19 protein-coding genes and 1 pseudogene are annotated in these 24,893 nt (G+C 34.3%); all 20 read right to left on the reverse strand.

From position 1 onward, the window contains the following. Window positions 1–111 precede the first annotated feature (111 nt). The gene (gene pgsA, locus AL499_RS02420; protein WP_002459261.1) at window positions 112–687 is read right to left on the reverse strand and encodes a CDP-diacylglycerol--glycerol-3-phosphate 3-phosphatidyltransferase; all 576 of its coding nucleotides are present in this window, start codon (window positions 685–687) and stop codon (window positions 112–114) included. A 21-nt stretch (window positions 688–708) separates the two neighbouring features. Further along, window positions 709–1,101: a helix-turn-helix domain-containing protein gene (locus AL499_RS02425; protein WP_002492103.1), complete on the reverse strand. Its 393-nt coding sequence runs from the start codon at window positions 1,099–1,101 to the stop codon at window positions 709–711. Between the two features lie 21 nt (window positions 1,102–1,122). Then, window positions 1,123–1,956 (reverse strand): YmfK family protein, encoded by an 834-nt coding sequence (locus AL499_RS02430; protein WP_002459263.1) that lies wholly within the window; start codon window positions 1,954–1,956, stop codon window positions 1,123–1,125. 97 nt (window positions 1,957–2,053) lie between these two features. Continuing rightward, entirely contained in the window at window positions 2,054–2,758 is a 705-nt protein-coding gene (ymfI, locus tag AL499_RS02435; protein ID WP_037540356.1) for an elongation factor P 5-aminopentanone reductase, read from the reverse strand. Continuing rightward, window positions 2,755–4,047, reverse strand: a complete 1,293-nt coding sequence (yfmH, locus tag AL499_RS02440; protein ID WP_002491845.1) for an EF-P 5-aminopentanol modification-associated protein YfmH — start codon at window positions 4,045–4,047, stop codon at window positions 2,755–2,757. The genes ymfI and yfmH overlap by 4 nt, the downstream gene beginning before the upstream one ends. Beyond that, complete coding sequence (gene yfmF / locus AL499_RS02445) at window positions 4,040–5,308, reverse strand: EF-P 5-aminopentanol modification-associated protein YfmF (protein WP_002478270.1); 1,269 nt, start codon at window positions 5,306–5,308, stop codon at window positions 4,040–4,042. The genes yfmH and yfmF overlap by 8 nt, the downstream gene beginning before the upstream one ends. Before the next feature lie 78 nt (window positions 5,309–5,386). After that, entirely contained in the window at window positions 5,387–6,121 is a 735-nt protein-coding gene (locus AL499_RS02450; RefSeq protein WP_002459267.1) for a GntR family transcriptional regulator, read from the reverse strand. Between the two features lie 3 nt (window positions 6,122–6,124). Then, window positions 6,125–8,356, reverse strand: a pseudogene (locus AL499_RS02455) (FtsK/SpoIIIE family DNA translocase); the annotation flags it as partial. Between the two features lie 412 nt (window positions 8,357–8,768). Continuing rightward, window positions 8,769–10,442 carry a ribonuclease J2 gene (gene rnjB, locus AL499_RS02460; protein WP_002459269.1) on the reverse strand — a complete coding sequence of 558 codons (1,674 nt, stop codon included), beginning with the start codon at window positions 10,440–10,442 and terminating at the stop codon, window positions 8,769–8,771. Window positions 10,443–10,625: 183 nt separating this feature from the next. Beyond that, window positions 10,626–12,722, reverse strand: coding sequence for a polyribonucleotide nucleotidyltransferase (gene pnp / locus AL499_RS02465; RefSeq protein WP_002491850.1), 2,097 nt, complete (start codon window positions 12,720–12,722; stop codon window positions 10,626–10,628). Window positions 12,723–12,857: 135 nt separating this feature from the next. After that, a complete protein-coding gene (gene rpsO / locus AL499_RS02470; protein ID WP_002459271.1) occupies window positions 12,858–13,127 on the reverse strand; it encodes a 30S ribosomal protein S15 in 270 nt (89 codons plus the stop codon). 113 nt (window positions 13,128–13,240) lie between these two features. Next, the gene (gene ribF, locus AL499_RS02475) at window positions 13,241–14,212 is read right to left on the reverse strand and encodes a riboflavin biosynthesis protein RibF (protein WP_002459272.1); all 972 of its coding nucleotides are present in this window, start codon (window positions 14,210–14,212) and stop codon (window positions 13,241–13,243) included. Between the two features lie 13 nt (window positions 14,213–14,225). Further along, window positions 14,226–15,143: a tRNA pseudouridine(55) synthase TruB gene (gene truB / locus AL499_RS02480; RefSeq protein ID WP_002491848.1), complete on the reverse strand. Its 918-nt coding sequence runs from the start codon at window positions 15,141–15,143 to the stop codon at window positions 14,226–14,228. A 197-nt stretch (window positions 15,144–15,340) separates the two neighbouring features. Further along, the gene (gene rbfA / locus AL499_RS02485; protein WP_002459274.1) at window positions 15,341–15,688 is read right to left on the reverse strand and encodes a 30S ribosome-binding factor RbfA; all 348 of its coding nucleotides are present in this window, start codon (window positions 15,686–15,688) and stop codon (window positions 15,341–15,343) included. A gap of 209 nt (window positions 15,689–15,897) precedes the next feature. Continuing rightward, entirely contained in the window at window positions 15,898–18,054 is a 2,157-nt protein-coding gene (gene infB / locus AL499_RS02490) for a translation initiation factor IF-2 (RefSeq protein ID WP_002478274.1), read from the reverse strand. Window positions 18,055–18,058: 4 nt separating this feature from the next. Continuing rightward, on the reverse strand, window positions 18,059–18,376 hold the full coding sequence (locus tag AL499_RS02495) for a L7Ae/L30e/S12e/Gadd45 family ribosomal protein (RefSeq protein ID WP_002459276.1): 318 nt from the start codon (window positions 18,374–18,376) through the stop codon (window positions 18,059–18,061). After that, window positions 18,373–18,657 carry an RNase P modulator RnpM gene (gene rnpM, locus AL499_RS02500; protein WP_037540354.1) on the reverse strand — a complete coding sequence of 95 codons (285 nt, stop codon included), beginning with the start codon at window positions 18,655–18,657 and terminating at the stop codon, window positions 18,373–18,375. Before rnpM ends, AL499_RS02495 begins: the two co-directional genes overlap by 4 nt. 17 nt (window positions 18,658–18,674) lie before the next feature. Continuing rightward, the gene (gene nusA, locus AL499_RS02505; RefSeq protein ID WP_002459278.1) at window positions 18,675–19,838 is read right to left on the reverse strand and encodes a transcription termination factor NusA; all 1,164 of its coding nucleotides are present in this window, start codon (window positions 19,836–19,838) and stop codon (window positions 18,675–18,677) included. A 20-nt stretch (window positions 19,839–19,858) separates the two neighbouring features. Further along, window positions 19,859–20,326 carry a ribosome maturation factor RimP gene (gene rimP / locus AL499_RS02510; protein WP_002478277.1) on the reverse strand — a complete coding sequence of 156 codons (468 nt, stop codon included), beginning with the start codon at window positions 20,324–20,326 and terminating at the stop codon, window positions 19,859–19,861. A 136-nt stretch (window positions 20,327–20,462) separates the two neighbouring features. After that, entirely contained in the window at window positions 20,463–24,773 is a 4,311-nt protein-coding gene (locus AL499_RS02515) for a PolC-type DNA polymerase III (RefSeq protein WP_096801220.1), read from the reverse strand. Window positions 24,774–24,893: the final 120 nt, after the last annotated feature.

Genomic DNA, 24,893 nt, shown 5'->3' on the forward strand with positions numbered 1-24,893 from the left:
ATTATTAACTTACAATAAAAACGACCAAGTGTCCTAATAAAAAGTTTATACTTATGAATCACGTCATTTATTATGCGTGTATAAACTTCAGAACATCTTGGTCAGAAATAGCTATTGTTTAAAAACAGCTCTACCTTTATAAAAATATTCAAGGCCAGATAATATTGTAAATAAGACACCGATGTATAGCAATGTTTGTCCTATTGAGAATCCAATCACGTTAACGAACAGATCGCCAAATAGTAGCCAAATAATTGCAACCATCGTTACAGCAGTTTTAATTTTACCTAATTGACCTGCTGCACTTACAAATCCTTGTTCGATTTGTAATAATCGTAGTCCTGTCACAGCAAATTCACGTGCTATAATAATAATCGCTACAACAGAATTAGTTATTCCTAGTTCTACCATTACAATCAAGGCGCTTGATACGAGTAATTTATCAGCTAAAGGATCTAAAAATTTCCCCATATTCGTAACCAATTCCCATTTACGCGCCAAATATCCATCAACAAAATCGCTCAGTGAAGCAACTATAAATACTATCGCACTAATCAACTGCTCAATGCGTATATCGTAGCCTCCTAAAACGGATACCGTACCGAATCCAAAATCTACAAGAGCAAAAAGGATAAATACGGGGATGAGGATAACTCTAAAAACTGTAATCTGGTTAGGTATGTTCATTAAAAAGCCTCATTTCTATATTTAAAAAATTAATACTGCAATAATCCATAGTATAACAGATATGATACTTAGTGAGACGATGATTATAGTCAATTGAATAGGTTCTTTATAAGAAACGTGTTGGGTTGGTGGTTCAATACTTTGAAACTGTGTGATTAAATCATCTAGTTGGCTTTGACTATTGGGAATTTCTTCTCTATGTGCAGATACTAATTGGTTATCATCAATATTTACAGTTTTAGCATACTTACGAATAAAACCTTCTGCATAATCTTTTTTAGCCAATAATTCATAATTATTATTCTCAATATGCTGTAATGTTTGACGTTTAATTTGCGTTCGTGACTCTAGTTCAGCTAATGTCATTCCTAAACGTTCTCTTCTATGTTTTAATATTTCACCAACTGTTTTCACTTGATATAGCCTCCAACTTTATTATTCAAAGAAACCAAATCCACCACCAAATGGATCACCAAAATCCAAGTTGTTCTTGCTTTGTACCTTTTGAGTCTGAGCTTTCATATGCTCATATTCAATTTTTTGAAGTTTATTTTCCCGCAATTCTATAATATAGTCAAAATCATCCATAGTATATTCTGATGTTTCTACAAATAAATCGGGATGTTCTACAACCTTAATAGATGGTAATGTCATCACTTCACGCACAAGCTCTTGATGCTTTTGATTGGTTTCTCTACCTGTTACTGCACCATCGATGATATAAACATGATTTGACTCATATTCCCCTTTAATAAGTGAACTTCTAACTGTTTGCTTAATAAGTGTTGAACTAATAAATAACCATCGTTTATGAGCACAAACACTACCTGCAACAATTGACTCGGTCTTGCCAACACGAGGCATTCCTCTTATACCAATAAGCTTATGCCCCTCTTCTTTAAACAATTCAGCCAAAAAATCCACCAACAGTCCTAAATCTTCTCGTTCAAAACGAAAGGTTTTCTTATCATCTGCATCTTGCTCAATGTATCTACCGTGTCTTACAGCTAACCTATCTCGCAATTCAGGAAGTCTTAGTTTGGTTATTTCAATATCATTAACCTCTGAAATAATGTTTTCAAAACGTTTTACTTTTTCGAGGCTATCGGTTTTGATTAACAAGCCTCTCTTGCCTTGATCCACACCATTAATCGTAACAATGCTGATGCCGAGCATACCGAGAAGGCTTGATACATCTCCTAGCAAACCTGGACGATTTAACGTAATCCTATACTCAAGATACCATTCTTTCTTTTCAATTATGGCCATCAGTCATCCCCCTTGTAGATAACATCAATTTATTAAAGCTATTATAACACTTCAAATGATTACATGAATATAAGAAAATAAACAACAAAATATCTTATTAAATATACCAACCGCCGTTAATTTTTTGCACTGTTCCAGTGATACTACGTGCTAAAGGATGGCATAAATATGAACAGGTATGTGCAATTTCAGTCGGTGTCACAAGTCGCTGTTGTGGAATGTTCTGTAAAATTTCTGCTAAATCATCCTCAGACCAGATATCGCTCATTCGCCCTGAAACTATACCGGGCGCAATAGCATTAACGGTCACCGTCGTCAAAGCCAATTCTTGACTCAATGCTTTAACAAAACTTATTTGTGCACCTTTCATCGCCGAATAAATTGTTTCCATACTTGCGCCAGTCTCACCCCAAATAGAAGAGATAACAATCACTCTTCCATGTTGACTTTGTCGTAATTTATCAATAAAAAAACGGCAACAACGCATCATTTGTTTAACATGAATATAATAACTCTTATCCATATCATCATCCGTCATATCTTGGAGCATACCGTATAGGGCTACGCCGCTACAATAGATAAGGCAATCCAGTTTATCAATGTGTCCAAATGTTTGCTCTAAATCGATATTTTGACTTAAATCTGCTTGAATAAAAGATACACTTTTACCATGATATTTTTCTCGCAAATCTTCGATATCGCTGCGATAATAATGCAAAATAACATCATAACCGTCAGATAATAAGCGCTCAACAATTGCCGTTCCAATACTTCCTGATCCGCCTAACACTAATGCCTTCATTGTGTCTCAATCTCCAAACGACTATCTACTTGTTGTTCAAGATTTAAATAAGCCATTGTCGTTTCATTAATACTTTCAAGTGTAATACGTTCAACAATATCTAGTAACTCAAAGACACTAACTCCCTCAAAATATAATTTAGTATACTGATTAGCTATATATTCAGGAGAGTTTAAACTAGAAATGTACTCGCCTATAAATTGTTTTTTTAGTAATTGGAACGTTGCATCATCTGTAAGCTGTCCACGATTTTGAGCTAACTCATTGAGTAATAATTCTTTTAATTTGTCAGGTTGTTGTGTTGCACTCGTAATAACTGAGAAACTATAGCTTGGCTCTAGCACAAACTGATAACCAAATGTTTCGTCTATCAATGATTCATTAAGCAGCATTTGATAAAAATCTGTTTCCTCACCGAAAACTAATTCAAAAAATAATGTCATTTCTAGATCTTTTTGAACAAATTGTTGTGGTGACAAATCACCTGGCGTATTTTTAAAACCAAGCATAATTCGTGGAGACTGCAATTTCATACATTCACGCACATTAGCATCTTTAACATATGACGGTTCATCCACTAAAGATCGTTCTATCGTAGGTTGATAGACTTTGTCTCGTTTCGCTTCATGCTTTTCAACAATTTGGCATATTTCTTCCGGATTAACGTCTCCAACAACAAACAACACCATATTGGAAGGATGATAAAACGTTTCATAACAGCGATATAAATCATCTTTTGTAATATGGTAGATACTTTCGACACTTCCAGCAATATCCACCCTGATTGGATGATGATGGTACATAGCTCTTAGTGTATTAAACATTAATTTATAACCTGGTTGTTCTTGATACATTTTGATTTCTTCTGCTATGATTCCTTTTTCTTTTTCAACAGTTTCTTCCGAAAAATAAGGCTGTTCAACCATGGACAATAAACGAATAATATTGGCTTCAATTTGATCAGTTGCACTAAACAAATAACTTGTACGATCAAAACTAGTAAATGCATTTGCTTGAGCACTGTCTTGAGCAAATGATGTAAATAAGTCTTCGCCTTGCTCTTTTTCAAATAATTTATGTTCTAAAAAATGGGCTACGCCATCTGGTACAGTTACAAAATCATCTTGATCAAATGGTTTGAATTTACTATCAAGGGAACCAAATTGCGTCGTATATGTAACAAATGTTTTTTGAAATCCTTTTTTAGGAATGATAAATAAACGCAATCCATTGTCTAGTTCTTTTTCATAAACACGCTCATCAATAAGTTCATAATAATGTTCATTCATTTATGTCATCTCCTTTTGTTAAGACATAAATTGTATCTAATTGAGCTTGGTTTACTAATTCGATTATGTCTTCTTTGGTTACTTTATTTATAGCATCAATATATTGTTCGTTACTTTGAGGATAATCAAGTAGTAATTGATTATGCATTATTTCGATAATACTTTTTGGTCTATCCATCGATTCATAGCGCTGGGATGCAATAACCTTTTTGGCTAAAGCTAATTTTTCTTCGCTAAAGTTTCCATTTTTAAACTTATCAAATTCATCTAAAATAGTTTGCTTAGCAACTTGGTATTTATCGACTGAAACACCACTTAACACAAATAAATAACCATTTTTACCATCGATTTGTGAATGAATAGAATATGCTAAACTTTGTTTTTCACGCACTTCACTAAATAAAACTGAAGATGGATCTCCACCAAACATCATATTAAAAACAACAAGTGTGTAATAATTTACGTTTCCATAAGTAGCAGGGAAACGATAACCTAAATTCAATTTAGCTTGATCAACCACATCATAGTCTTTGATATCTTGAACTTGGATTTCATTTGCTAAGTCTAGATTTTCGTCAACTTTTTCAAGTGTAATGGAAGACATAGGGAACTTTTGTTCTATCATTTTTGTAACATGTGCTTCATCTACATTTCCTACAATATAAACGGAAGATGTATCATTAGTAATCATAGCTTGATATGTATTGTATAGACTCGTTGGCGTAACCTGATCTATTTGTTCTAACTGGCCTGTTGCTAAAAAACGATAGGCTTCATTTTTAAACATATGTTTCATCAAATTTAAAAATGCAAACTGTGATTTATTGTCAACCATGGATTCTAATTTCTTAGTAAGTAATGTTTTTTCTTGTGTTACATATGTATTATGAAAAGCTTTATCATGAATAAGTGGATTCCAAATCACTTCGTAAAGTAAGTCTAACCCTTTTTCAAGGAGTGGTGTCGTATCCTTTAAATAACGTTCATTAACAATCTCCAATGAAATACTTACTACATGTTGATTCTTATATTTGGATACAGAACTATTGATGTAAGCACCATATAAACCTGCTAAATGTTGATTGAAAGCCTTGTCTGTAGGGAAGTGTTGTGTAGCCCTGGTTAAAACTTTGCTGAGCACTGATCTTTGTGTAATCGTCTCATAATTTAATGGGGTCATAAACTTAAAAGTTATAGTCGTTGTTTTGAACTTTTCTGTGGAAAATATATGAATATTATTCTGTTTTTCTTTCTCTGTCATATTCTTTCGCCTCTCTTTCAAAGTTGTCTTTCTACTACCATTTATAAAGCTTATTAATTACAACTAATAAAAACAACCTTAAAATGTATCGCTATTCTCGCCTTTGCATCTAGTTATTTTAAATTTAACTAAGCTGCTTTTTAAATAATTTAAAGAATAAAGAATGGGCTGCTGATTTTCGTCATAATGCGTAACCTTTAACATCATTAAGCTTTCGTGGGGAGAAGCATTTAATACTTCTGAAATATGTGGCTCATAGCTAATAGCCTCAACCTCTGTTTCGGCATATTCAATACTTAAACCCGTGTTATCTTCTATTGCCTTCAACATTGAACCACTTCGCGATTGATACTCTGTACAGGTCAAATGATGGTTTGCTATTTTGTCTAAACAATAAACGACAGGCACTTGATTTGCTGTGCGTATACGTTCTATTACAGTAATCAATTCTTGATCTTGTATACCTAACTTTTCTGCATCTAAAATACTCGCTGGCTGCTGTTCTAAACTTAAATATTCTGTCCCTGATTGATATCCAGCACATGTTATCATTTCACTGATGCTAAATAATTTATTTAGCGGATAGTAAAAAGGGTGAAGTGCTTTCACACTTGGCCCTTCTTCAAAGTTATCCGTTAATACCTGCTCTGTGATAAGTTCACCAATAGCATCATAAACATCATCTGTTTTCACATGAAGTTCACGTGCAATTGCTAAATTGCTAGGAAGTTTGTCACCAGGTAGATATTTATTTGAATGTATTTGATTTAAAATATATTCTTTCACTTTAAAAATAGCGGTCAATTCTGCCATGATTTACACCTCATCATTATCTAAATCAATTAATACTTGTCGTGGTTTACTTCCTTTTTGTGGACCAATCACTTGGTTTCTTTCTAAATCATCCATTAATCTTGATGCTCTATTGTATCCAATTCTAAATTGTCTTTGCAATAATGACGTACTCGCTTTCTGCTTTTCTAAAACAAACAAGTAAGCTTCATCATATAATTCATCTTCACTTTTCATCTCTGATTTATCTACTGGTGCGTCTGGTTCCATTTCTTTTACATAGTTTGCTTGTTGTTGTTCCACAACATAATTCACTACTTCTTGGACTTCATAATCACTTAAAAACGCACCTTGCACACGCGTTTGCGATGATTCGCCATTTCCAACATAAAGCATATCACCCTTACCAAGAAGTTTCTCAGCACCACCTGAGCCAATAATTGTTCTTGAATCAGTTTGTGAACTCACTGCAAACGCAATACGTGACGGTATGTTATTTTTAATAATACCAGTAATAACATCTACAGAAGGTCGTTGTGTTGCAACAATTAAATGAATACCTGCCGCTCTTGCCATTTGTGTAATACGTTGTATGGCGTTTTCAACATCTTTTCCTGCTACCATCATTAAATCAGCTAACTCATCTACAATAACAACAATATATGGTAATTCCGCTTGCTTTTCGTCTAACTCAGCATTTTGTTGACGAATATATTGATTATAACCTTCTATATTGCGTGTTGATGAATGTTGGAACAAATCATAGCGTCGTTCCATTTCAGCAACAATTTTTTCAAGTGCTTGTGCAGCTTTATGTGGATTAGTAACAACAGGTATTAATAAATGTGGAATTCCATTGTATACATTTAATTCTACCATTTTAGGGTCAATTAACATAAGTTTTACTTCGTGTGGTTTTGCATTAAGTAATATACTCGTGATAATGCCATTAATACAGACAGATTTACCGCTACCTGTCGATCCTGCTACTAATAAATGCGGCATTTCATTAAGTTGTATTGTCATAGGATCCCCAGAAATGTCACGACCTAAGCCAACTTCTAATTTATTTTGAGCTGGGAATTTTGAATCTAATACTTCTTTAAGCGTTACCAATGAAATTTTATCATTAGGCACTTCAATTCCTACTGCAGACCGCCCTGGAATTGGTGCTTCTATTCTTACATCCTTTGCTGCTAAGGCTAACGCAATATCATTATGTAAGTTAACTATCTTACTTACTTTAACGCCTTGAGCTGGTTGAATTTCATATTGTGTTACTGCAGGTCCAATTTTAATTTGTGTAACTTTTGCATTCACACCAAAGTTCTTTAACGTTGTTTCTAGTACACGACCTTTACGTTGCACTTCTGCTTTAGATGTCGTTTGTTGCTTAGTCGGTTGATTCAATAATGATAAAGGCGGAATATGATATGCTTCATTGGCCACTTCCCCCGCTTCAGAAATCGAGCTACCTACTTGGTCATCAATCATTGTTTCCTCATTGGTTTCAGCTTCTAATGATTGCGCTTTGTTTTCATCAGTATCTGAATTCATATCAGTTGTTTCAAAGCGACGTTTTTTTCGTGAAGAATGATTAGCCTGCCCTTTTTCATTATGATTATAAATAGGAATATCATTATTACTTGTTATTTCAGGTAAGTCAGATACATCTTTGACTTCAGAGTCTTGCTGACCATTTTCTAGTAATTGCTGCTGTTTTTCTTCTGAACGTTGTTGCTTTTTCTCTTGTGCTTTAATACGCTGTTGCTTTATTTTAGCAGATGCTGCTTGGCTGAAATCTTTAATTTTTGTGAATAATGATTTTAATACATCACGATGTCTCAATTTCATAATTAAAATGATACTAGATGCACTTAACACAATGGTGATTAATATGACACCTATAATTGAAACTAATGGTTCAAATATTGCTAATAGATAAAAACCTATCAAGCCGCCACCAAAATCAGGAAAACGGGAAGAATCATAAGCGCTATAAACGTATGATAACACCGGTTCTCTCTCCGCTAATACACCTTTAGTAAAATGAAAGTTGAGTTGTGCTATCAATAACAAGACAAATTGTAATAAAAATATACCTGATGTCCGTCTTGATTTCGGTATTTTACCAGCAAAAGCAATATAAAGTGATATTAAACTAATAAGAATATAAGTCATATAGCGACTCCATCCAAATAGATAATTAAAAAAACTATCCACTGCACGACCTATAATCCCTAATTGAAATAAACCAAATATCGATATTGCGATAACAATGATTGCAAATATGAAACGTACTGAATTATCACTGCTATTTTTTCTATTTCTTGACGTTCTACGCGCGGTTGTTTTTTTCTTTCTAGAAGTAGTTTTCTTCTTTGTTTGTGGCAAACTCATACACCTTCTTTTTAATCTTTAACATGATACAACATCTGTGTTGCTTATGTATTGTTGTTCTGTGTCATAACATAAATGATTAAAGAGGTAGGGCGACATATTCACTAATAGATAACTTTATCAAGCAACCGACTGGCTACATTATGATAACACTATCATCTATCTTTCTACATGTACTGCGACACTCTGATAGCATCATTGTACAAATTCAAGTGATACGACCCAACCTCTTTATATAAATGTGAACAACTCACTAGAAGCTAATTTATTAAATTTCTGAGATAACTGGTATAATCATTGGACGACGTTTCGTACTCTCAAATAATAGCTTGCTAATTTGGTCCCTCATATTTTGCTTAATTTCAGACCATTCAATACGTTTTTCTTGTAGACCGGCTTCTACGATTTCACGCACTTTTTCTTCTGCTTCTTTTAAAAGTTCTTCACTTTCCCGAACATAGACAAATCCTCTTGATTGAATTTCAGGTCCAGCAGCGATACGACGATGTTTAGGGTCTAACGTTACGACAGCAATAAAAATGCCATCTTCTGCTAGTAAATGACGATCTCTTAACACGATATTACCTACATCACCAACACCGATACCATCAATTAAAACATTGCCTGATGTAACTTTCTCACTCAAAGTCATGTCTTTACCGTCGTAATGCATGACGTCACCTTTTTCAACTAAAAAGATTTTTTCTGGAGCAACGCCAGTTTCATTAGCTAATTTAGCATGCGCAATTTGCATTTTAAATTCACCTTGTACTGGAATAAAGTACTCTGGTTTCATAATATTAAGCATCATTTTTAATTCTTCCATGCAACCGTGACTAGAAGCATGTATTTTTTTATTATTAGGAACGATATGTGCACCTGCACGAACCAACTCATTTAAAGTATTACCAATAATAACTTCCATATTAGCAGAAGCTGTAATGGCTAGATACACTGAATCACCTTTTTGAATGTTCATAATTTTATGTTTATTACGTGCCATTTGACTTAATGCTTCAATAGGTTCGCCTTCCATTCCAGAAGCGATAATAACAACTTCATTTTTCGGATAATTTTCAACTTCATCAATTGGAATAAGGAGATCTTTAGGTATATCAAAATATCCCATCTTACGTGCAATATTAAATGAGCTTTCTAGTGATCTGCCTAAGAATGAAACTTTACGATTTAACTTACTAGCAGTATTTAACACCTGCTGAATACGAATAAAGTTTGATGCATAACATGATACAATAATTCGTCCTTTTGCTTTAGCAAATGCATCATAAATGTGCGTTTCAATGACATTTTCTGGTGTGTTGTAACCAGGTTTTTCCGCTTCTGTAGAATCACTTATTAACGCAAAAACACCATTCTCTCCTATTTCTGACATTCGTTTTAAATCTGGCGCATAGTTTCCTTGTAAGCTTTGGTCAAACTTAAATTCGCCTGTATAGACAATGGCACCATATGATGTATGAATACAAATACCTAAACTATCTGGAATACTATGTGTTGTATTGAAAAACGTAATATTTACATTTTTGAATTTCATCACTGAATCATGATTAACTGTATAATAGCGTACTTTTTTCTTTATATTACGCGCTTTCATATTCTCTTTAACAAGTGCCAATGTAAGCTTTGATCCATAGACTGGAACATCTAACTGCTCTAAAATATAACTTACTGCACCAATGGCATGTTCATGTCCATGAGTCAAGAAAATCCCTTTTAAACGCGCTTTATTTTCAAGGACATACGTAATATCCGGTATAACAATGTCAACACCTAGCATTTCATCTTCTGGAAACATCAAGCCGGCGTCTAATATAAACATTTCATCGTCAACTTCGACGATATACATATTCTTTGCGATTTCACCCACGCCACCTAAGGGTATGATGCGAATATCTTTATTTTTTTTCTTAATTAAACTCAAAATGTTACCTCCTATAAAAATTCCCGTCCAAATATATACTCATTCATTATTATAAGTTAAATTGTACGCTGTGTACACTATTAAAACCATTTCAACTCCGGTTAAAAAATAGAAAAGGTAGCGCGTCTAGCACACTACCTAAAACTTCATTAATTGATTTAATTCGTTTTAAAAAACAGAACCTTATTCAACAAGTACTTTATGAGAGGCATTGACGCGACCTTGTTTATCGATTTCAGTGATTTTAACTTTAATCGTATCTCCAATTTTCAAGACATCTTCAACTTTATTAATGCGGTCTTTTGAAATTTGAGAAATGTGTAATAATGCATCTTTGCCTGAGAATATTTCTACAAACGCACCATATTTTTCAATACGTTTTACTTTTGCATCATAAATTTGACCAACTTCAGCTTCACGTGTAATCGCTTCAATGATTTCTTTTGAACGATTAATCATTGCTTGATCTACAGCCCCAATATAAATTGTTCCATCTTGTTCAATATCTAATTTCACACCTGTTTCATCAATAATTTCATTGATTTTTTTGCCTCCAGGTCCAATGACATCTCTAATTTTATCTGGATTAATGTGCATAATTTCTACTTTTGGTGCGTATGCACTAAGCTCAGCACGTGGATGATCAATCGTTTGTAACATGTGGTCCATAATCGCTAAGCGACCTTTACGTGCCTGTTCTAAAGCCTCTTCAATAACTTCACGTGTTAACCCATCAATCTTAATATCCATTTGGATTGCCGTAATACCATCTTTTGTACCAGCAACTTTGAAATCCATGTCTCCTAAGGCATCTTCCATACCTTGTATGTCTGTTAAGATTGTATAGCTGTCTTCACGTGTAACAAGACCCATCGCAATACCTGCAACCGGTGCTTTAATTGGTACACCTGCATCCATTAAGGCCAAAGTAGAACCACAAATGGATGCTTGTGAAGATGAACCATTAGATTCAAGTACTTCACTCACGATTCTTATTGTATAAGGGAATTTAGATGTATCCGGAATAATGTGACGTAATGCGTGTTCACCTAAAGCACCATGTCCGATTTCTCGACGTCCTGGTGCTCTTACAGGACCCGTTTCACCAACTGAGAAATTAGGAAAATTATAATGATGCATAAATCGTTTTTCTTGTTCAGGTCCTAAACCATCAATAATTTGATAATCACCTAAGGCTCCGAGTGTCAATACAGACAATGCTTGAGTTTGTCCACGTGTAAACAATCCTGACCCATGTGCTCTTGGTAAAATACCAACTTCAGATTCTAAAGGACGAATCTCATCTGGTTTACGCCCATCAGGTCGGATTTTTTCGTCTGCAATAAGACGACGTACTTCTTCTTTAACTAGATCATTTAAAATTGCATGAACTTCATTAATTAGCAATTCATTCTCAGGATCAGCTTCGTCTATAAATTCTGCTGCAATTTCCGCTTTTAACTCGTCTAAGTTATCATCACGTTGTTTTTTATCGAATGTTAACACCGTTTCTTTAAGACCTTTTTCTTCTGTTAATGCTTGTACTCTACTAACTAACGCTTCATCGCGTTCAACTGGAATAAACTCTGACTTAACTGGTTGGAGATGATCAACAATTTGTTGTTGGAATTCAACAAGACGTTTTATTTCATCATGCCCAAAGAAAATAGCCTCTAACATTTCCTGTTCTGTGATTTCACTTGCACCGGCTTCAACCATATTAACAGCATCTTTATGCCCTGCAACCTCTAAATCCAAACGAGATTGCTCTTTTTGTTCCAATGTAGGATTAATAACATATTTGCCATCTACATAACCAACATTCACACCGGCAATTGGACCTTGGAATGGAATATCAGATACGCTAAGCGCCATTGATGAACCAATCATCGCTGCCATTTCAGGTGAGCAATCAGGATCTGCACTTAAGACGATATTCATAATTTGAACATCATGTTTATATCCTTTAGGAAACAAAGGTCTAATCGGTCTATCGATAAGTCGTGCTGTTAATGTCGCTTCATCTCCAGGACGACCTTCTCTTTTTTTAAAACCACCAGGGATTTTACCAGCAGCATACATTTTTTCTTCATAATTTACTGTTAATGGGAAAAAGTCACCATCACGTGGTTCTTTTGACGCAACAGCAGTTGATAAGACAACTGTATCGCCATAACGTACCAAAACAGCACCGTTAGCTTGCTTAGCTAATTGTCCTGTCTCTATTGTTAATGAACGGCCGGCCCATTCAGTTTTGAAAACTTTCTTTTCTTGAGACATTATGAATCTCCTCTCTTCATTCTAATATGTATATCATATCATTAATTTTTGAATTTTTATAATAGTTATTTGTCTTATTTCTATAAAAAAAGGAAAGCCCTAAGTGAATAGAACTTCCCTCAAAGTGTATTAAGATTAACGACGAATACCTAATGATTTAATCAATTCACGGTAACGTTGAATATCTTTGCTACGTAAGTAGTTTAATAAATGTCTACGACGACCTACCATTTTCAATAGTCCACGACGTGAATGATGGTCTTTTTTATGAGTACTTAAATGTTCGTTTAATGCTGAAATTTCAGCAGTTAAAACAGCAATTTGTACTTCTGGTGAACCAGTATCTGTTTCGTGTACACGGTATTCTTTAATAATTTCATTCTTACGTTCTTGAGTGATTGCCATAATCAATTCCTCCTATAATTTGTATACACCTCAATCTGAGCTAGGCGTCGGAGTCTCAACCTGCCAAGATAAAGGATTATATTGGTTGATGTCTTTATTTACAAAACTCAACTTTATATATTATATGATACTTCATCGCCAAAATCAACTGCCAGTAAATATTGGGCTTTAGCTTTATCTTCATTCATCTGTTCAACTAGCGGATCAATGCCATCAAATTTAACTTCAGGTCGTAAATAATGATGCCAATAAACAATGACCCTTTCACCATAGATATTTTCATCAAAATCAAAAATATTAACTTCTATTACAATTTCCGCTTTAGAAGGATCATGGAATGTTGGCTTTACACCAACATTTGCTACACCACGATACAATCTCTTTTCTGCACCAATAGCCATACTAACAGCATATACACCTTTTTTCGGTAGCACATAATCATCACTAGGTTGAACATTCGCGGTTGGAAAACCAATCGTACGCCCTCTTTTTTCACCTTGTACAACGGTACCTTTTAAACGGTATAAATAACCTAATTCATTGTTAGCTTTTTGCAAATGACCTTCTTGCAAAGCCTGACGAATAGCAGTAGTAGAAATTTTTTCGGCTTCAATTTCTTGCTTTCCAACAATGGTCGTATTAAAGTCGTCCATTTCTTTTAATACTGTCATATTTCCTTTGCCAAATTTACCATAAGTAAAATCAAAACCAGCAACCACTTCTTTAACATGGTTATTTATAATATAATTTTGAACAAAATCTTCTGCAGTCACATCAGCAAAACGCGAAGAAAAATTAATGACAATGCAATAATCGATATTTTGTTGTTCAATCATCTCTAATTTATCAGTCAAAGGTGTTAAATATGTAGTTCTTTTTCTTTTTGGGTTTAGAACGACAGAAGGATGTGGATCAAATGTCATAACTGCTTTTTTCAAGTTATGCGCTTCAGCACGTTCGTTGAGTGTTTCAAAAACCTTTAAATGACCTTTATGCATACCATCAAAAAAGCCAAAAGCCATCGCAACATCTTCGTTAATCAGTTGTTCCGGCTGTATAGGATGCGTTACTTCTATCACTTTCATTAATATTTCTCCTTTAATTAAAAACTTTCTTTGGTTTAATTTCCTTTGGCTTATCTGGATGTGAAATATAGATAGCTAAAACTTGTTGTGTCCTACCATCAATAAATACAATTTGTTGTTGAATAACTGTAGAAAACATAGACTTCTGAAACTTTTGTCCATTAAGTATACGATGCTTGATGTCCTCATTATATATTTCAATAGAAGGTAGACCTTTTAATCCATATTCTATAGGAAACAACTTTTCTTGTAACTGTTCTTGCTCATGCAATACTTTGATTTGCTCAATAGTTAAACTATCACTTATATTAAATCCGCCAGATGATGTTCGAGTAAGGCGTGACATATGTGCTGGAAAGCCTAATGCTTTGCCAATATCTGTAGCAAGCGTACGTATGTATGTCCCTTTACCACAAGTAATATCTATATCAAATAAGCACATGCCTTGTTTAAAGTGAATTTCTGAAACACGTTGTATGCTTTTTATCTCAACTTTTCTTTCTGGACGCTCTACAGTTTCACCATTTCTAGCATATTCATAAAGCTTTTTTCCTTTAACTTTAACTGATGAATACATAGGTGGAATTTGAGTAATCCATCCTTGAAATTGAGACAAGGTCGAGTCAATTGCTTCTGATGTAATTTCTCCTACATTTATTGTTTTCTGTTCTAATATATCTCCAGTTTGATCTTCAGTAGTGGTACTTATCCCTATAGCCACAGTAGCATGATAGGTTTTTCCCATATCCATGATATAATCACTTACTCGAGTGGCGATGCCAATACAAACTGGCAATACACCATCAACTTCAGGATCAAGTGTGCCCGTGTGACCTATTTTTCTAGTTTGTAATATCTTTCTCAATTTAAAGACGACATCATGACTTGTAAGTCCTCTTTCCTTGCGTACAGGCAAAATACCGTTATACATATTTTCACACCTTTTAAATAATAAATGCTATTCTTTCACATTATAACACTGATGATTAGCGCTTCGAACATTATTTTTACAAGAAAAAAGACAAGCTGCTTTAAAATACTCACTGTCTTTACTAAAAACCATAGAAGATTGAGTATTTAAAATCGAATTGCTTGCCTTAATCTTGCTTTTAAATGTTAACGTTAATTTTAATCTTTTTTATGCAAATCTCGAATCATTTTTTCAATTTTATTACCATAATCTATGGATTTGTCATACTCAAATGATAATTCTGGTATTATGCGCAATCTCATACGAGTTGCTAATTCTGATTTAATAAAACCTTTTGCTTTATCTAATGCTTTAAATGTATCATCAATTTCTTTATCACTGCCAAGTACTGTTAAAAATACTTTAGCTTGTGATAAGTCGTTCGTTAAGTCTACATCTGTGATAGTAATAAAACCTACTCTTGGATCTTTGACTTTATTATTAACAATATCCATAATCTCTTTTTTCATTTGTTCGCCTACACGTTCAGCTCTCATATTAGTCATAAATCGTTCACCTCTTTGTCCATTTTTGTATTTATTCAAAATTCAATAAAGTCATAATACGTCTTTGCATGTGAATATCATTGTTTATTATAAGTTATATTGTACTATTTAACACATAAATTTATAAATTTTTTGATATTCAAAAACTGTCAACATAGTTCCTCAATGCTGACAGTTTTTAATTGTATTATCATTTATTTTCGATAAATTTAACGTTTTACTTCTACCATTTCAAATGCTTCAATAATGTCGCCTTCTTTAAGGTCATTATATTTATCAATTGTAATACCGCATTCGTAACCTTGTGCTACTTCTTTAGCATCATCTTTAAAACGTTTTAATGTATCTAATTCACCTTCAAATTGAACAATACCGTCTCTAATCACACGAACACCTGCATTACGAGTGATTTTACCTTCAACAACGTAGCTGCCTGCAATTGTTCCTACTTTAGATACTTTAAATGTTTGACGTACTTCAGCTTGACCGATGACTTGTTCTTCAAATTCTGGGTCTAGCATTCCTTTCATAGCTGATTCAATTTCTTCGATAACATTATAGATAACACGATGTAAGCGCATATCTACATTTTCAGCTTCTGCTGCACGTTTAGCTCCTGAATCCGGTCTCACATTAAAACCAATGATAATTCCATTAGATGCATTAGCTAATGTAACATCTGATTCATTGATTGCACCAACTGCAGTGTGAATAATACGTACATTAACGCCTTCAACGTCAATTTTCATTAATGATGCAGCTAGTGCCTCAACAGAACCCTGCACATCACCTTTGATAATGACATTTAAATCTTTCATTTCACCTTGTTTCATTTGTTCAAATAAGTTATCTAGAGTTACATTCTTACTTTCTTGACGTTGTTGTATAATACTGGCTTCGTGACGTGCTTCACCGATACGACGCGCTTGCTTTTCATCACTAAAGATAACGAAGCGATCTCCAGCTTGTGGCACATCGTTAATACCTGTAATTTCTACTGGTGTGGATGGTCCTGCTGATTTAATACGTTGGCCCAAATCATTGACCATTGCACGAATACGTCCATATGTGTTACCGACAACAATGGCATCACCTACATTTAGAGTACCGTTTTGTACTAACAGTGAAGCTGATGGCCCTCGTGATTTATCTAACTCAGCTTCAATCACTGTACCAACTGCACGCTTACTTGGATTAGCTTTTAATTCTTGAACTTCTGCCACTAAACCAATCATTTCTAATAAATCATCAATACCCTCACCACTTAATGCTGATAGCGGTACAAAGATGGTATCGCCACCCCAATCTTCAGGAATGAGTCCATATTCAGTTAATTCTTGCATAACTCGATCAGGATTAGCTGTTGGTTTATCAATCTTATTTACAGCGACAATCGTAGGTACATCTGCTTCTTTAGCATGATTAATCGCTTCAATTGTTTGAGGCATGACGCCATCATCAGCTGCCACAACTAAAATAGTGATGTCAGTAACTTGGGCACCACGAGCACGCATCGTTGTAAATGCTGCATGTCCTGGTGTGTCTAGAAATGTTATTTTCTTCCCAGCATTTTTAATTTGATAAGCACCGATATGCTGCGTAATCCCTCCAGCTTCTCCTGCAGTCACTTTAGTGTGACGAATTGAGTCAAGAAGTGTCGTTTTACCATGGTCAACATGTCCCATAATTGTAACAACAGCAGGTCTTTCAATTGCATCAGGATCTTCTTGTTCATCATCAAAATAAATAGATAAATCTTCTTCATCAATAACTATTTCTTTTTCAAGTTCAACATCATAATCACTAGCAATCAGTTCTAATGTATCTTCGTCTAAAGATTGATTAATATTGGCAACAATACCCAATAAGAATAATTTTTTTATAATCTCAGCTGACTCTACATTCATTTTATCAGCTAGTTCTCCAACTGTAATACCTTCAGTATATGAAATTTTTGATGGAATTTCTTTAGGCTCAACTGGTTTTTTAACCGTATTATTTTTGTTATTTTTATTGTTTTTACTATTTTTGTTGCTTTTATTATTTTTATTGCCCTTATTATTATTTTGATTGCTTTTCTTTTGATTGTTCTTAGTTTGTTGATTTCCTTGTTGTTTACTACCTTGTTGTTGATTTGATTTTTGAGTTGATTTATTAGATGATTTTTGGTGATTATTTTGAGCTTCTTGTTTATTATTCTGTTGTTTTTGTGGTCTGAATTTTTTATCAAGCGCTGTGATTTGTTCTTTTTCTAGTGCTTGCATATGATTAGATACTTCAACATTCATACTTTTAAGTTCATCTATAATATCTTTACTCTTTAAATTTAATTCTTTCGCATATTCATAAATTCTTTGTTTACTCATATAATCACTCCTTACGATATTCATCGATCATTGACACTAATTTTTTAGCAAATCCAGCATCAGTGATTCCGATATTAACTCGTTCGCTTTTGCCCAAAGCTTGTCCTAATTGTTCTTTCGTTCCAAATACTCTCAGCGGAACTTGATAACTATGACATTTATTTTTAATTGTTTTTGTTGTATTATCAGATGCATCAGAAGCTAAGATGACTAATGTTAATGTCTTTTTTTTGATTTCAGTCATCAAAACTGATTCACCAGACTTTACTTTTCTTGCTCTCATGGCTAAGCCAAGAAAGTTCATAATTTGAGCTTCAGTCATTTAGGTATCTCTTCTCTATATATAAGTCGAATGATTTCCTTGTAGACCGGATCAAGTTGTTCTTTGCTCGCATTGAAGTACTTTTCTAAAACGCCTTTTTGCTGTGCCTGTTCAACAGCTGAAACCACTTTAGAAACATAGGCACCTCTCCCTGGTTTCTTACCAGTAGCATCTGCAAATATCTCGCCTTCTTTATTAATAACCACTCGAATCATATCTTTTTTTGGTTGCATCTCATTCGTTAAGATACATTTACGCATTGGTATTTTTTTCTTTTTCATAAGATACATACACCAGCCTATTCTTCAGTGTTTTTGGATTCTTCAGCTGCATCTATTTCTGTTGTTTCAATTGATTCGTCGTCTATTTCAATTTCAGCTTCATCTGCATGATTTTCAGCTTCTACAATAGGATAGATACCTGCTTCACGTGCATCTGTTTCTGATTTAATATCGATTTTCCAACCTGTTAATTTAGCTGCTAATCGCGCATTTTGCCCTCTTTTACCAATAGCTAATGATAATTGATAATCTGGAACGATGACAACAGTTGATTGATTGCTTTCATCGACAATAACTTCTAAAACTTGTGAAGGACTTAAAGCATTCTTAACGAAAACTTTAGGATCTTCATCCCATTGGACAATGTCGATTTTTTCTCCACCTAACTCTTCAACAACAGCTTCGACACGTGCACCTTTTGCACCAACACATGCACCTACAGCATCGATGTCTGGATTCTCTGAGTACACGCTGATTTTAGATCTATCACCTGCTTCACGTGCAACAGATTTTACGATTACTGTGCCATCATAAATTTCAGGAACTTCTTGCTCAAATAATCGTTTAAGCAAACCAGGATGACTGCGAGACACATAGATTTGAGGCCCTTTTGTTGTTTGTTCAACTTTATTGACATAAACTTTAATACGTTCATTAGGGATATACTTTTCATTTGGACTTCTTTCAGCTTCAGATAATACGGCTTCAATACGACCTAGATTAACATAAACGTAACGATGATCAACACGGTCAATAAGACCAGTTAAAATATCATCTTCTTTATCTACAAATTCATCATAAAGGATTTCTCTTTCTGCATCACGTAATCGTTGCATAACAGCTTGTTTAGCTGCTTGAGCGCCAACGCGGCCAAAATCCTTTGGTGTCACATCTTCTTCATAAATATCGCCCACTTCGTATGCAGGATTTTTAACAAGTGCAGTGCTCAAATCCACTTCATCTCTATGATCAGAAACTTCTTCAACTACTGATTTGCGAGCCACTACTTTAAATGTACCTTCGTCCATATTTAATTCGACACGAACATTGCGTGCGCTATCATAATTTTTCTTATAAGCCGTTATTAATGCGGCTTCAATCGCATCAATTAAAACTTCTCTTGGGATTTTCTTTTCTTTTTCTAAATATTCTGTTGCCAATAATAGTTCATTACTTGCCACAATTATTCCTCCTCATCACGTTAGAGCATTACCGCGTGACGTGCTTTTGCTATTTTATTTCTTGGTATGCTAATTTGTTTTTTCTTGGCTTTTTCTTTAACTTCCATGGTAATTGTTTCTGCTGTAACTTCCACTAAAATACCTAGCCATTCTTTATTATTTTCGATAGGTGCATAAAGTGACACAAAGATAGGCTGTTGGATTGCCTTTTGATAATCTTGCTCTTTTTTGATTGGTCGCTCTGCACCTGGTGAAGCCACATCAAGATAGTACATTTCTTTAATCGGATCATGCTCATCCATCACTTCACTAATTTTTTCGGAGGCAAGTGTACAATCGTTCAAATCTACGCCACCTTCTTTGTCAATAGATACACGTAAGAAATGATCTTTACCTTCTTTCACAAATTCAACTTCTACAAGTTCATAATTTAAAGCTTCCAACACTGGTTGAATAAGAGTTTCTACCTCTTCAGTTATTTTGCTCATACAGACCTCCCTTTTTGGCAAATAGAAAAGAGCGGGTATATGCCCACTCTTTTTGCCTGAGTATCATTTTTTACACAATTAAAGTATACCATAACTAATTGTAGTAAACAAATTGTAACAATATTTAGTGCGTCAATTACATATCAAATATAGATAACTGTGCTTTATCTGGTAAATCTGGTAAAGAACCCAAATCATCTAAGTAATCAATAATCTTTTGTGATAAGCCAGCTTTTTTATTTAAATCTTCTTTTGATAAGAAAGGACCTTCACTACGCGCCTCTACAATACGTTGCGCAACGTTTTCACCAAGTCCAGGAACTGCAATAAATGGTGGAATTAAAGAATCACCTTCGATAATAAAATCAAATGCCTGGCTTTTCTCTAAACTAATCGGCTGCATACTAAAGCCTCTATGAGCCATCTCATTCACTAACTCTAACACTGTTAATACGTCTTTTTCTTTTTTACCTAATTCCATATAGCGTGCATACATATCTTTAACAGCATTTTTAATGCTTTCTTTATCTTTAATCATCGTGATTAAATCAAAATCAGATGCACGAATCGTAAAATATGCTGCATAATAATACAATGGATGATGTACTTTAAAGTAAGCAATGCGTACTGCCATTAAAACATATGCTGCCGCATGTGCTTTAGGGAACATGTACTTAATTTTCAAACATGAATCTAAATACCAGTCTGGTACATTATTTTCTTTCATGGTTTCAATCATCTCATCGGTTAATCCTTTACCTTTACGTACGGATTCCATTATTTTAAATGCCATAGATGGTTCTAATCCGGCGTACATTAAGTACACCATGATATCATCACGGCAACCTATCACACCCGATAAATCACATATACCACTTCGCACTAGTTCTTGGGCGTTACCTAACCATACATCTGTACCATGAGACAATCCTGAAATTTGTACTAACTCCGAAAAAGTAGTTGGTTTTGTATCTTCAAGCATCTGTCTTACAAATCCTGTACCAAATTCAGGTACCCCAAACGTACCTGTTTTACATAAAATATCTTCTTCCGTCACACCTAGCGTTTCAGGGCTACTAAAAATTTTCATTGTTTCTTTATCATCAACTGGAATTGTTTTTGGGTCAATACCTGATAAATCTTGCAACATACGAATCATGGTAGGATCATCGTGCCCTAGTATATCAAGTTTTAAGACATTATCATGTATAGAATGAAAATCAAAGTGTGTCGTCATCCATGCTGAATTCTGATCATCAGCCGGATATTGAATTGGCGTAAAATCATAGATATCCATGTAATCTGGTACAACAATAATGCCCCCCGGATGCTGTCCAGTCGTACGTTTTACTCCTGTACATCCTTTAACTAAACGATCAATTTCAGCACCACGCTTATGAATTCCTTGATCATTTAAATAGCCTTTAACATATCCGAAGGCAGTTTTTTCAGCAACTGTACCTATAGTCCCTGCACGGAATACTTTGTCTTCTCCGAAAAGAACTTTCGTATAGTTATGCGCGTTTGGTTGATATTCACCACTAAAATTCAAGTCAATATCAGGTACTTTGTCCCCTTTGAATCCTAAGAATGTTTCAAATGGAATATCTTGACCTTCTTTAATTAATTCACTGCCACATGTTTCACATTTTTTATCTGGTAAATCAAAGCCAGAACCTACAGATCCATCATTAAAGAATTCACTCGTTTTACACTGTGGACATATATAGTGCGGAGGTAGCGGATTAACTTCTGTAATTTCAGTCATTGTTGCTACGAAGCTTGATCCTACTGATCCCCTTGATCCCACTAGATATCCATCTTCTAAAGATTTCTTAACAAGTCGCTGAGAGATTAAATATATAACTGCGAAACCATTACCGATAATACTGGCTAACTCTTTTTCAAGTCGATCAATAACAATTTGTGGTAGATCTTCACCATATAATTTTTTGGCATTACTATAGCTTAATTCACGTATTTCTTCATTTGCACCCTCCATTCTTGGAGTAAATAACTGATCTTTAATCGGTACAACACGTTCAATGCGATCAGCCAAAGCATTTGTATTTTTAACGACGATTTCATATGCCTTTTCTTCTCCTAAGAAATGAAATTCATCTAACATTTCATCAGTTGTTCTAAAATGCGCTTTAGGTAAAGTTGAACGATTCAATGGGTTACCTGGTTGTGAAGCGATTAATATTTTACGCGCTATGCCATCATGTTCATTTAAGTAATGGGCATTACCTGTTGCAATAACAGGTATATTGGCCTGTTCTCCTGCTTTAAGCAAACGTTGGTAAATCTCATGTAACGTCGCTGTGTCACGGATTAACTCTCGATCAAGTAAATCTTGATACAATGCAGGTGGTTGAACTTCGATAAAATCATAATAGTTCGCAACTTTTTCAACTTCCGATTGATCGCGTTGCATTACAGCTGTAAATAATTCACCTTCATCACATGCTGTGCCAATTAATAGACCTTCACGGAATTCATCAAGTAGAGATCTTGGAATACGAGGTGTACGATAATAATATTTGACCAATGATGCACTAACAATTTTAAAGAGATTTTTAAGTCCTTCTTGGTTTTGGACAATCAGTGTGACATGAGATGGACGTGCACGTTTATACGCGTCCTCATTCGACAACTTCTTATTGATGTCTTTATGATTTGATACACCTAATTCTTTCATTTGTTGAAGCATCTTAATAAAAATATATGCAGTAGCTTCAGTATCATAAATTGCTCTATGATGTTGCGTAAGTTCGACACCATATTTTTTAGCTAAAAAGTTTAATCCATGTTTACCATATTCTGTATTAATCGTTCTAGATAATTCAAGCGTATCGATTACTCCATTGGTCGAAGGTCCAAAACCTATGCGCTCATATCCGGTGTCAATAAAGCCCATGTCAAAAGAAGCGTTGTGTGCTACGAAAATAGCATCCCCAACCCATTCTTTAAATTCTGTCAATACTTCATCAATTTCGGGTGCATCTGTCAACATATCATCTGTAATATGCGTTAAATTAATAATCGTTTCTGATAATTTTTGATGTGGATTGCTAAAACGTTCGAATTTATCAATAATTTCACCATCATAAACTTTAACAGCCGCTAACTCAATGATTTGATCATATTGATTGGATAAACCCGTTGTTTCAACGTCAAACACTACATAAGTAGCATCTTTTAAGTCACGATTCGTGGGTTTATATGCAATAGGCACACCATCGTCTACCAACATACCTTCCATTCCATAAATCATCTTTATGCCATGCTTTTCTGCTGCACTGTGCGCATCTGGAAATGCTTGAACACCATTGTGGTCCGTCACTGCTATCGCTTTGTGACCCCATTCGGCTGCTTGAGCAACATAACTATTAATGTTAGGTATCCCATCCATTTGACTCATTGCAGTATGTAAATGAAATTCTACGCGCTTCTCTTTTGATTTATCTTGTTTAGGTGTTTTTTTAATTTCTTCAATATCAGACATCATCATAACTAAATCTCTGACAAAACTATCTTCCTCAATGCGTCCTTGAGCACGTATCCACTTGCCGACACTTAAAGCTTTAAAGTGATCTAAGTCATCTTTGTTTTTACGTGTGAACATCTTTAATACTAATGAGTCTGTGTAATCAGTAACTTTTAATTCGACTATGTGACGACCACTTTTAAGTTCTTTTAAATTTATGTCAAAAATAACCCCTTCAATTGCAACTTTAAATTCCTCTTCAACAATTGATTCGATAGTTCTAATATTTTCAACTTGTATTGTCTTTCCAATTTGACACTTAGAAACGGTACTTTCATTATTGTCTTGTTGTTTCGCTTTTTCTGCTTTCATTTTTTCAAGTTTTTCCGTAGCTTCACGTGCACTTTGTTCATCCTCTTGTTGAATATGTGCTTCAAGTGATGCTAAGTTTTCATCTTGATGACTATGATCTGTTTCAAAAACAACTTTATTGATATCAAAACCACACTGCTGATATGCCTTTACCAAACTCCCATTACAAACTTTGTCAAAGTGATTTCTTTCGACGTCATTAGAAACCATCACTTTCAAGACATCGCCTGACATAATTAGGCTTTTTTGCTTTAACTGTCCTTTAACTTTTGGAGATAATGCTGTCTGATCAATACAATAATCAAAATATTTTATCGCAAATTCATCTTGGTTATGAGTATCAGCAATAGTAAAATGCCACTGTACAGTTGCTATTTCTTTAAATTCTTCGACTATTGCGTGTGTAAAGATAAGATAGTCTTCTTTAGATAAAAAACGTGGTAACTTAATTTGGAAATCCCAAGTTCTGTTCTTTTTCGAAACATCTATACGCATTAATTCGCCTTGTTCTATAATATCTTGCTCAAGCTGATTAGCTATTTTAATCTGGTCAGCAAGTACTTTAAATTTTTCTTGATTTGTCATTGCCAAGACAACTACCACCTTAAAATATTACTTTTATCACGTTAAAATATCAATTTTTGCTAATAATTCAAAAATAAATTTACTTCTTATTATACTACTGTAATTTAAAAAATTCATGTC

It is taken from the genome of Staphylococcus lugdunensis (genome assembly GCF_001558775.1).
Taxonomy (GTDB): Bacteria; Bacillota; Bacilli; order Staphylococcales; family Staphylococcaceae; genus Staphylococcus; species Staphylococcus lugdunensis.